8 protein-coding genes are annotated in these 11,034 nt (G+C 43.2%); 5 read left to right on the top strand and 3 right to left on the bottom strand.

What is annotated here, in order from left to right; translation table 11 throughout:
• The first annotated feature begins 104 nt into the window (after positions 1-104).
• The 4 genes from yfkAB to QT716_RS11120 all read left to right on the top strand — a co-directional run bounded on the left by yfkAB (position 105) and on the right by QT716_RS11120 (position 5,656).
• Complete coding sequence (gene yfkAB / locus QT716_RS11135) at positions 105-1,217, top strand: radical SAM/CxCxxxxC motif protein YfkAB (protein WP_317936130.1); 1,113 nt, start codon at positions 105-107, stop codon at positions 1,215-1,217.
• Between the two features lie 40 nt (positions 1,218-1,257).
• Positions 1,258-2,619 carry a guanine deaminase gene (gene guaD, locus QT716_RS11130; RefSeq protein WP_317936129.1) on the top strand — a complete coding sequence of 454 codons (1,362 nt, stop codon included), beginning with the start codon at positions 1,258-1,260 and terminating at the stop codon, positions 2,617-2,619.
• A 437-nt stretch (positions 2,620-3,056) separates the two neighbouring features.
• Positions 3,057-3,899, top strand: coding sequence for a gluconate 2-dehydrogenase subunit 3 family protein (locus QT716_RS11125; RefSeq protein ID WP_317936128.1), 843 nt, complete (start codon positions 3,057-3,059; stop codon positions 3,897-3,899).
• Positions 3,900-3,910: 11 nt separating this feature from the next.
• Positions 3,911-5,656, top strand: a complete 1,746-nt coding sequence (locus QT716_RS11120) for a GMC family oxidoreductase (protein WP_317936127.1) — start codon at positions 3,911-3,913, stop codon at positions 5,654-5,656.
• A gap of 83 nt (positions 5,657-5,739) precedes the next feature.
• Here the strand turns inward: QT716_RS11120 and QT716_RS11115 are convergent, their stop codons facing one another.
• Positions 5,740-7,686, bottom strand: coding sequence for a cation:proton antiporter (locus QT716_RS11115; RefSeq protein ID WP_317936126.1), 1,947 nt, complete (start codon positions 7,684-7,686; stop codon positions 5,740-5,742).
• Between the two features lie 170 nt (positions 7,687-7,856).
• Between QT716_RS11115 and QT716_RS11110 the strand changes: the two genes are divergently transcribed.
• Positions 7,857-8,351, top strand: coding sequence for a DinB family protein (locus tag QT716_RS11110; protein ID WP_317936125.1), 495 nt, complete (start codon positions 7,857-7,859; stop codon positions 8,349-8,351).
• Between the two features lie 63 nt (positions 8,352-8,414).
• On the opposite strand, the gene QT716_RS11105 is transcribed toward QT716_RS11110, so the two are convergent.
• Positions 8,415-9,539 (bottom strand): DHHW family protein, encoded by a 1,125-nt coding sequence (locus tag QT716_RS11105; RefSeq protein WP_317936124.1) that lies wholly within the window; start codon positions 9,537-9,539, stop codon positions 8,415-8,417.
• A gap of 39 nt (positions 9,540-9,578) precedes the next feature.
• Positions 9,579-11,003: an MBOAT family O-acyltransferase gene (locus tag QT716_RS11100; RefSeq protein WP_317936123.1), complete on the bottom strand. Its 1,425-nt coding sequence runs from the start codon at positions 11,001-11,003 to the stop codon at positions 9,579-9,581.
• Between the last annotated feature and the right edge of the window lie 31 nt (positions 11,004-11,034).

Genomic DNA, 11,034 nt, shown 5'->3' with positions numbered 1-11,034 from the left:
ATCTTAATCTTCAATCTGTTCTGCGATTTTTTTCGTTCATTGTATTCAAGCTGTTTTCAGCGCATACTTATCTTCGTACAATTAGACGACAGGAGTTTTTACATATGGTTTTAATCGACAAAAGAATTGCACAAGATCCATGGGAAGCTTACCTAGATGTGGATACTCATGGACATCAAGTGCTTTCAAGTATTGAATTCACAACAACTTATTTATGTAATATGAGATGTGAGCACTGTGCCGTTGGCTACATGCTCCAACCGAAAGATCCGGATGCACTCCCTATTGAATTACTAATCCAGCGTTTAGAAGAAATTCCACACTTGCGCACCATTAGTTTAACAGGCGGCGAGCCGATGTTTTCTAAACGTTCTGTCGAGCTCTACGTTCTGCCCTTATTGAAATATGCACATGAGCGCGGAGTACGGACACAGATGAACTCCAATTTAACCATGCCTCTCGATCGCTACGAGGCGATCGCTCCTTATTTAGATGTACTGCATATTTCACATAACTGGGGAACCGTTGAGGACTTTGCTGAAGGCGGATTTGCGAATATGGAACGTGTCCCTTCATTTGAAAAGCGCGCTGAGCAATTCAGCCGCATGATTGAAAACAGTCGGGCTCTCGCAGACTTGGGTGTTATGGTTTCTGCGGAAACGATGTTGAACAATAGAACACTTCCCCACTTACAAAAGATTCACGAACAAGTAGTCAATGAAATGAAGTGCGCTAGACACGAAATCCATCCCATGTACCCAAGCGATTTCGCTTCAACACTCGAAGTTCTTACACTGGAGGAGACGCGCACAGCCATAAAAGACATCCTTCAGTTCCGGGATCCTTCTACTTGGATGCTGTTTGGGACTCTTCCATTCTATTCATGCAGCCCGAACCTGGAAGACCAAGAATTGTTAGCTGAACTAAACAGAAGCACAAATGTCTCGGTCCGCAATGATCCCGATGGCCGCTCTCGACTCAACGTCAATATCTTTACAGGAGACGTGATTGTAACCGACTTCGGCGACGTTCCCCCTTTAGGGAATATCCAGCAGGGTAACCTTCCAGCAATGTATGATGCATGGCAGCAGCATCCCCTAGCAAAGTCAGTCAGCTGCCATTGCCCCGCTGTTCGCTGTCTAGGTCCTAACTTACTTGTGAAAAATGCCTACTACGGGGAAATCGACTTCACTAAACGTCAAGCTGTACTGTTATAATGACTTTTGGAAGCCAATCAGAAAAGGAGCTGCACAATTCATGTATGCACAAGTTTTTTATGCAACTGCTTTTACAAGCCAATCACCTAAAGAGGTAACCGTCTTGAAAGATTGCCTGTTTTGTATTGACGATAATGGGATAATCGACCGTATTGTCCATCCTGAGGATTCGGATTATACAGCGATCCTGAATACATATAAGGACAACGATGCTTTTGAACACATTGCAGAAGGTTCTTATTTGCTTCCGGGATTTGTCGACTTACACATTCACGCTTCGCAATGGGCACAGGCGGGTACAGCATTGGACATTCCCCTTCATGATTGGTTAAGTACGTATACCTTTCCTTCTGAAGCGAAGTTTGCGGATGTTGACTATGCCAAAATGGTCTATGAAGATGTCGTGGATACACTCCTTGCAAACGGAACAACTACAGCACTTTACTTCGCAACGGTCCACAAAGAAGCGAGCGTCTTGCTTGCAGACATTTGTGCAAAACGGGGTCAGCGCGGTTTAGTCGGCAAAGTCGTCATGGATTTGCATGAAGAATGTCCGGACTTCTACCGGGACTTAGATACGCAGATGGCACTAAAGGATACGGAAGACTTCATCCTCAAAGTGAAGGAAATCGCGAAGACCGCGAAGCAAGGCGTGTATCCAGTCGTTACACCGCGTTTCATCCCTACTTGTTCGGACGAAGTACTCGAAGGTCTCGGCGCGCTTGCTGCAAAGTATGACACTCATATCCAATCACATTGCAGTGAAAGTGATTGGGCTCACCAACATGTCCAGCAGCGTTTTGGTAAAAATGATGCGCAAGCATTGCATGACTTCGGTTTACTTCAGGATAAGTCTGTAATGGCTCATAGTAATTTCCTTTCTGATGAAGATGCAGAGCTATTTGCAGAGACAGGAAGCGCGATTGCACACTGTCCGATCTCGAACGCGTACTTCGCGAACAGTGTCATTCCAATTGCCCACTTTGCTAAAATGGGGGTCGACATTGGACTTGGTTCTGACATTTCAGGCGGGTTCTCTCCAAGCCTATATGACAATTCACGTCAAGCGGTCATGTCTTCGCGCATGCTTGAAGACGGCGTGAATTCTCGGGTTAGTCCTGAAGAACGCGGTGTCAGCAATTCACGAATAACAATTGCAGAGGCATTTCATCTCGTGACAGCTGGAGGCGGTGCTAGTCTAAGTTTACCGATTGGCCGCCTGAAAGAAGGGTACGCCTGGGACGTCCAGCGCATAGATACGCAAATCGCAACGGCAAAGCTTCCGTTGTTTGATACGGCAGAGCCGTTACTCGATGTGTTCCAAAAGATGATGTATTTGGTCCGTCCAGAAAACATCCGCGACGTGTGGGTTCAAGGCCAACACGTCCATTCACGGAAATAATTCAGAATCCATAATCTGACCCAGTAACAACGGGTCAGATTTTTTGTATCCTCCAATTAATCAATCTAGCAATTGAGGTTAAACAATTCATAAAAAGGGTATTGTATCTGCATTCTTCGTTGCAACCCCCCTTTATTATTGCAAAATAACGTATCTCTTTTTTTACCAGTTAAACCCTTACAAATCCATATTTATAGGTATATTGAATACTTTGTTTCGATAACCGAGATATTTGACTGAAAGATAGTTATACTTTGTTGTTGTAGATTTATACCTTGCTAGCACTTTCTTAATAAGTTCTTTTTTTGATGGATGGCCTTATTTTATTTTTATTGTTATTTCTCAATTAAGTTTTGAACTTCGCTTCCTGTCACACTTGGACAGTTCTGTGAAAGAATGCACTGTATCTACAATCATTTTAAAAGGAGGAAACTATAATGGCAGAAACACAAGAACCAAAAGGCACCAAAAAAAGTGGAATGAGTCGCCGTAACTTCTTGAAAAATTCCGGACTTGTAGCCGGCGGTATCGTGGGCGGCGGCTTATTCGGAGGACTTATCGGCAGTCAGATGAAAAAGCCGAAAGAAGAAAAAAAGGCGGCAAAAGAAACAACGAATGATGCCGAAGCACGCACGTTCTTCAGTAGAAGTGAAGATTTCGAAACACTATCTGCAGCAGTGGAAAGACTGTATCCTGAAGACAAAATAGGTCCAGGAGCGATCGGACTTGGCGTTCCTTATTTCATCGACCGTCAACTAGCTAGTGACTGGGGTTCTAACGCTAAGGAATATATGAAAGGCCCCTTCCCTCAAAACCAGGAGGCAGCTTATTACGAGAATCTGAACACGGATCAGAATAAGCAAGGTCCTAACTCTGTTACTCAAGTAGCAGCTCCCTCTCCGCGTTATCAGACACGTATGAATCGCGGCGAGATTTTCAGAGAGGGCATCAAGGTCCTTCAAGAGTCAGCGCAATCGAATCATAAGAAAAAGTTCTTTGAGCTTGAAGGCGAACAGATGGATGAAATTTTGACAAAGATGCAAGAAGGAAAAGTTCGCATGAACGGAATCCATTCAACCGTCTTTTTCAGTCTATTATTGAAAACGACTATCGAAGGGGCTTATTCAGACCCTGTCTATGGTGGAAACCGCGATATGGCTGGGTGGAAAATGGTCGAGTACCCGGGACCTCGCATGGGGTATCTTGGACAAATTGAAGATGACGAGTTCGCAGTTATGAAACAAGAAAGCCTACGCGATTACCAAGAAATGTGGGGCTAGGAGGAAACTAAATGGCTAAAAAATTAGAAAAAGTAGACGTTGTTGTTGTAGGTAGTGGCTGGGCTGGAGGTATCGTTTCTGCCGAAGCTGCAAAAGCAGGTCATAAGGTCGTAACACTTGAACGTGGTAAGCCTGTCGATCGTCAGGACTATGTGGGGGTAAAAGACGAACTTCGCTTTTCAGATCGCTATGAAATGATGCAAAATTTGGCTCCCGAAACGATTACGTCAAGAAATACATTAGACGAAGAGGCGCTGCCTGTCCGTACTAGAAGTGAAATGATGGCAGGGACCGATTTAGGCGGAGGCAGTGTCCACTGGGCCGGTGCGACATATCGCTGGAGACCGATTGACTTCGAAATCCGCTCTAAAACGATTGAACGTTATGGCGAAAAGAAAATCCCAGAGGGCATGATCATTCGTGACTGGGGAATTACGTACGACGAAATGGAACCTTACTATGATAAGTGGGAGAAAACGGCTGGTATTTCAGGAGAGCCCGATCCTCTAGGAGACAAACGCTCTAGTGACTATCCAAACCCCCCCATAAAGGAATCACCTGCAGTGCGCTTGTTTAAAGATACTACTAAAAAAATGGGCTATCATCCGTATCAAGTTGCATCTGCGAATCTATCCCAATCATACAAAAACCCAGACGGTGAAACGATTGCTCAATGTATGTTCTGTTCATTCTGTACGGAATATGGCTGTGACTTTGGAGCGAAGTCAGACCCACTCGTCACTGTCATACCGACAGCGGTTAAAACAGGCAACTGTGAAATCCGTACGCACTCTCTAGTTCGCCGTGTACTGCACGAAAACGGTAAAGCGACGGGCGTAATGTATGTCGATCTTCGTACAGGTTTAGAGTACATCCAACCCGCAGACGTTGTCGTTCTTGGTGCATTCTCGTTCACAAACAACCGACTTTTGATGCTTTCTAAAATCGGTGAGCAATACGATCCGAAAACTCGTAAAGGCGTCATCGGGCGTAACTTCAATGGTCAATTCGGCATCACATTCCTCGGAGCCCGCGGCTTTTTCGAGGACAAGAAGTTCAACTTATTCATGGGAGCCGGAGCACTCGGCGGTACAATGAGCGATTTCGCCGGCGATAATTTCGACCACACTGACCTTGACTTCATCAATGGCGGCGGAATTGAATTACGTCAATATGGACATGGTCCAATTGCGCGAAACAGTGTACCAAAAGGCACAAAAAATTGGGGTCCGGATTTCAAAGAGAAATCCATCCACTATACGAACCGCAGTTTAGTCGCTTGGTATACACCAGCAGTTATGTCATGGTGGCACAACTATACGTCACTCGATCCTACGTATACAGATGAGTTCGGCGATCCACTTCTACGAATCACGAACAAATACACAGATCATGATAAAGCGATGGCAAAGTTCGGTATTGAAAAATGTACAGAAATCATGGAAAAAATGGGTGCGGACATTGTCGATCCAGATGAAATCCCTGAGGAATTCGACCATGTTTATGATGGCGGACACTATGCAGGCGGTGTAAGTATGGGTGAAGATCCAGAAACATCTGCTATCAACAACTACTTGCAGCTATGGGATATGGAAAATCTATTCGTCGTTGGCGGATCGGCATTCCCACAATTCGGCGGTCATCACCCTACAGCAACAATCGGTGCACTTTCCTACCGCGCTTCAGAAGGTGTCATTAAATACTTGAAAGAACCAGGTCTCCTTACACAACCTAAAAAAGAAGGCGCGAAAGCTTAATCTTTTTTAAATCGAAAAGGCTGCTAGGCCGCGATTATTCGCAGCCTAGCAGCCTTTTTACAAGTTGTTCAACTGTCTAACTTTTACAGCTGAAGACTATTTTCAATCGCAAGCAAGTTTTCTCGATATTGTTTCATTTCGCTCCTAGTGATGTCTCCTTTTTCAAACGCAGTATGAATGTACGTTCTTTCAGTTTGCAGAGCGTAGTCAATCCATTCATGCAAATGATCGAGCGCTTCTCTTTGAAGGCCCAGCCCTCCCATCCTTTCATAGTTCAGTAAGAACGCTTCGACAAGCTCCGGTGAGAACTCCCCTTGTTCGAGATCCTTCAGTTTTGCTGTGACGAATTGACCATTGCTTTGAAAAAGAATTCTTCTTTGTTCTTTTCGCTGTTCTATAGTTAGCGGTTTGACATGTACACTCCTGAGTTGCCGCTTTAGTAATTTACTGTAAAACGACTTGAAAGCAAACTCCTTATTTTTTGTTAAGCGGTACAACCTTGTATTTATCCTTCTCAAATATGGAAACGCCAATTGAATACGCACCAAGTCTTGTTTCAACAATTTTTCCGTGTTTTCCAATTGCCATTCCAGAATAAGCTGACGGATCTTGCGTTCGCTCTTGTTCAAATCATTAAGATTGGTAAGCGAAAAGATTCGATCATTGTACATCTTGATCACCCGTCCGATGACCCGTTTGTTTTCATCTGTCCGATGTTTCCGTAATTCTTTTTTCACGTTGCGCAGCATTCCGATTTCAAATGTATGATCATTTTGCAACGAGACGTCTTCTACTCTTGGTGCAAACAAATGTAATGTGAAATTTGCGAGCAGCAGTGTAAGTAAAATAACGCCACTTGCAATGAATAGGAGTAAATCACGTTCTGCAAAAGGCGTTCCATCTTTTAAGAACAAAGGCAAGGATAATACACTTACCAATGTAATGGTGCCTCTAACTCCAGAGATTGTGTACAGAAGCGTGTCAACAACTCGGCGTTTGCTGCTCGACTCTGTTGTATTTTGGAAGTTATTGAAGATGATAATCCAAACAAACCTTAATGCCAAAAGTACAAATGTAATCGCCAGGATATATCCTATGACCATCATTATTTTCACGGTGGAATCAATCAGAAGAGCCTGAACAATTTTAGGCAACTGAGTTCCTAACAGCACGAAGACAATACCATTCAAACTAAACGTAATCACTGACCAAGTGTTTCTAGATAGCAGTCTCATTTGTGCAACTTCAGGATTGAATCGCTTATAAGACATAGAGTGAACAATACCACCACTTACGACTGCTAAAATTCCATTAACCCCAACAGCCTCCGCAATAACGAAAATAAGAAACGGAAGCAAAACTTCCATGAGAATGAACGAAATACTATTTTCGATACCAAGCGTCCGCAGCCATCTCATCAGCAATATCTTCATGAAACTTAATACTGCACCGAGCAGAATCCCTCCCGCTGAAATCAGCACGAATGTAGTACTCGCTTCTAACAGTGAAAACGTTCCGGTCAAAAGTGCTGCTAATGCGAATTGAAAGGATACCAGGCCGGATGCATCATTAATGAGTGATTCCCCTTCAAGTGTATGCCGAATTTTATGAGGGATTTTCACCTTCTCCGCTAACGCGCTAACAGCGACTGCATCTGTAGGAGCAAGTGCAGCTGCTAAAGCAAACGCAGCCGCCAATGGAAGTGAGGGAAGTATGAAATGGATAAACCCGCCCAGCAGTCCGACCGTTACAAATACTAATCCTAAAGAAAGCGACAGAACCGATTTACGTTCTCTCCATAAGGCTTTCTTGTCAACATTCACTCCGTCATTGAAGAGGATTGGCGCAATGAATAGCAGTAAAAACAATTCTGGACTTAACTTAATAGAGTGATCTGTCAATGGAATTGCTAGTACAATGCCAAGTGCTACTTGGATTAGCGGAACTGCAATAGCAGGTAAAAAACGATTGAGTACGTTTGAAACAAAAACTGCACTCAGCATAAGTAATATGACTTCAAAAATCTCCACTTCTTCACCCTCTTGATGGTTGAATTACAGTCTTCTATTCATACCCCACTTGATGAGTATGTACTCTGCATCCTACTATTATAAGGCTTCTCTGCTTCATAACGATGCATAAAGGTTTGAAATCTTATATAGATGGTATATTAAGGTATTAGATAGTAAGGAGTGAGTCGATGAAGGTCAATGACGATGCACGGGAAAAGTTACTAGAAGAGGTGGCTGGACTAACGGATGACGAGGTGAATTGGAAACCTTCTGAGGATAAATGGTCCGTACGACAAATACTAGAACATTTATATTTAATGGAAGGCGGTGTCGCTAAAACCATTCAATCACAATTGGGTTCAGGTGAACATCATTCTACTTCTGACAAACCAATTGAACGCACAGTCGATCGCACGCAAAAAGTTGAAGCTCCAGACTTCGCACGACCCGGCGATACATTTTGTAAACTGGAGGAGCTGAAAAGTAAACTAAACGAATCACATAATGGACTTCAAAAAATCGAAAATACAGTACCTGCCGATCAACTGGAGGCTAAATCCTATCCCCATCCTGTATTTGGTGAAATGAGTTTGGCTCAATACATTCCCTTCGTTGGATATCATGAATTGAGACACATTGAACAGATTCAAGAAGTAAAAGAAGCGATGCATGCATCAAAATAATTTCATATAACGAGAGAAAAGCCGGGACGCTTTGAACAGCGTCCTGGCTTTTCTCTGTACTTTTTATCGACGCAGCCAAATCAAATTTTGGTCTTCTGCGAAATTGGCGATATTATACACAAATAACACGTCTTGAATACCTTTATCTTGAGCAATTTGAGCCATATTTCGATGGTCATATCTTAAATCGACCATATAAATTTCTTCAAAGTGATTTGCTAAAAAAGGAACTAACGAATGGGCATACGAGTCTTTGATAATCATCAGTTTCCGTCCATTATTCACATTGGAATGTATCGTTACGGCACGATGATTGCCACCTAAAAACAACGAATACTGATCACGTTTCTCAAGAAACTCCCATGCATACAGTGAATCCATCTTTGACTGACCATCGTCGATGTCGACATCATAGGATACATCGAATTTCGGCTCAAATATGTTGATTTCATCCGCTGACAAGAAAGGATCATTTGCCTTCGCATCATAGGTCCCCCGGAAGTTTTCAGATACAGTTCGAATCGTAAACTCATCTAAGGAGTACGGCGTCATTCCCATTTTCTCCATTGTCGCCTGGTACGCGATATACGCACCATAAGGCGTCCAGTGATGATCTGTACGGAAATAGATTGGCCCAGCTTTAGCATTTTGTAAAGCAGCTGTGGCGTCTATCCATTCCATATCCTCTGTCACTTGTTCTTTGACACGTTGAATCGCCGCTGCTTCACTAGCTGTCGTTGCGAATTTCGGCAGCTTTTCAGGATACACTTTAATAGACGTTGGCGCAAGCAGCCCATATACTGTGATGCCTTTCGTCTTCTGGAGGAACTGCGAGATACTCTCACTGTTTGAATCGAGTTGCTGTGACGGTGCTTCAAACTTCTCGAACAAATAGCCATCTTGTCCGAAATATACACCATTGTTGTCTTTTTTCAAAGCCGCCTTTTGAGCAGATGCTTTCATGCTAGTCCAAAAACGTTTATGAACGAATTGATCACTTAAGTACGTTTCTACATCTTTTGTAAATGCCCCTGACGTAATCCTTTCAAGTGATACTTTAGGGAATTGCATGAGCGGACGGTTTTCAGCCTGTGAAAACTGCTGATCATCCGCCAGTAGATTCATACAGGCAATCCCGCCGATGAAAACGGAAAATACGATAATGAGTATAGTATTCAATCGCTTCACGAAGCTTGCCCTCCTATCCTATTTGAGTTTCAGTCTGTGTTAAAAACGGAAGTACAAGAATGGATTAAATGAATCGTCGACTAAGTAGGCAGTCGATAAGAACAGAATTGCCATGAAAAAGAACACTTGCAAAGCTGTTTGAACCCATTCGTTTCGAATGATTTCAAAGCGTTCGGCACATTGTTTCCATAGGTTTGTAAACAATGGGGTTGATAGAAGCCCTGCAACAATAAGTAAAATACCATTCGTATATAAATCATATAAAAATGCTGTATTGTAAAGCGAATGGCCGCTCAATCCGACCATCACTTGTGCATAGCGTATTGCCTCCCCTATGTCTTCAAAGACGAACAGCACCCAGCTGAATAGGATAGCGATGAGTAAATACCCATGCTGAACAAAGCGCGGGAGCTTATCAAGCCATTTAAGCAGACCTGCACGCTCAATCCCTATCAACACTCCGAAATACAATCCCCATAATACATAATTCCAGCTTGCTCCATGCCATAATCCCGTCAATCCCCAGACAATGAACAAATTTCGATAGAGTACAAACTGCCCCTTCCGATTGCCCCCAAGCGGAATGTAGACGTAATCCCGAAACCAGGAACCAAGCGTGATATGCCAGCGCCGCCAAAACTCTGAGGCATTCTTCGCGATATAGGGATAGTTAAAGTTTTTCGGGAAACTGAATCCAAACATTTTTCCAAGACCAATTGCCATGTCAGAATAGCCGCTGAAGTCAAAGTAAATTTGAAATGCAAACGCAATAATACCAAGCCATGCAGTTAATACGGTAAGTTCTGAAATCCCATTGCTCTCTACACTAGCCCACAACTGACCAATTGTATTGGCTATCAAGACCTTCTTACCGAGTCCAATGATGAATATTCGTACACCGTCAGCAAATTGTCCCAATTGAAACGTCCGATTCATCAATTCCTTCTCAATGATTTCATACCGCACAATAGGTCCAGCAATCAGCTGAGGGAATAAGGAGACATAAAGGGCAAACGTGACAATATTTTTTTGCGGCCGCACTTTCCCTCGGTACACATCGATTGCATAAGACATCGTTTGAAACGTATAAAAGGAAATACCAATCGGCAGTGGTAAATTCAATGGCTCAATACCTATCCCCGTAATAGAATTGACGCTTTCAATTAAGAAGTCCGCGTACTTGAAAAATGATAAAACCGCCAAATTAACAACAAGTGAAGAGAGGAGTCCGAGCTTTGCATAAAGCGGCCGTTGTTCCCTAAACCGTCCGATAATACGGCCATGTATGTAATCCGTCAGTGCAGAAAAAATCATGAGTGCTATGTATATGGGTTCTCCCCATGCGTAGAAAAATAGACTAATGCCAAGCAATGTAAAGTTTTTGAAGGACCGCGGACTAGTGTAATAGAGTAAAAGCGCTGCAGGCAAAAAGAAAAAAAGAAATGTTAAACTGCTAAATACCATACACGGTCCTCCTCACCTATCCAATTAGAAA

Source organism: Sporosarcina aquimarina (genome assembly GCF_033253705.1).
In the GTDB taxonomy this organism is placed as follows: Bacteria; Bacillota; Bacilli; order Bacillales_A; family Planococcaceae; genus Sporosarcina; species Sporosarcina aquimarina.
Note: the sequence above shows the minus strand (reverse complement) of the source record. Positions and strands in the feature narration are given on the sequence as shown.

Excerpts from the sequence above, each read along its gene's own strand:
- yfkAB (WP_317936130.1), top strand. The coding sequence starts at position 105 with ATGGTTTTAATCGACAAAAGAATTGCACAAGATCCATGGGAAGCTTAC.
- guaD (WP_317936129.1), top strand. The coding sequence starts at position 1,258 with ATGTATGCACAAGTTTTTTATGCAACTGCTTTTACAAGCCAATCACCT.
- QT716_RS11125 (WP_317936128.1), top strand. The coding sequence starts at position 3,057 with ATGGCAGAAACACAAGAACCAAAAGGCACCAAAAAAAGTGGAATGAGT.
- QT716_RS11120 (WP_317936127.1), top strand. The coding sequence starts at position 3,911 with ATGGCTAAAAAATTAGAAAAAGTAGACGTTGTTGTTGTAGGTAGTGGC.
- QT716_RS11110 (WP_317936125.1), top strand. The coding sequence starts at position 7,857 with ATGAAGGTCAATGACGATGCACGGGAAAAGTTACTAGAAGAGGTGGCT.
- QT716_RS11100 (WP_317936123.1), bottom strand. The coding sequence starts at position 11,003 with ATGGTATTTAGCAGTTTAACATTTCTTTTTTTCTTTTTGCCTGCAGCG.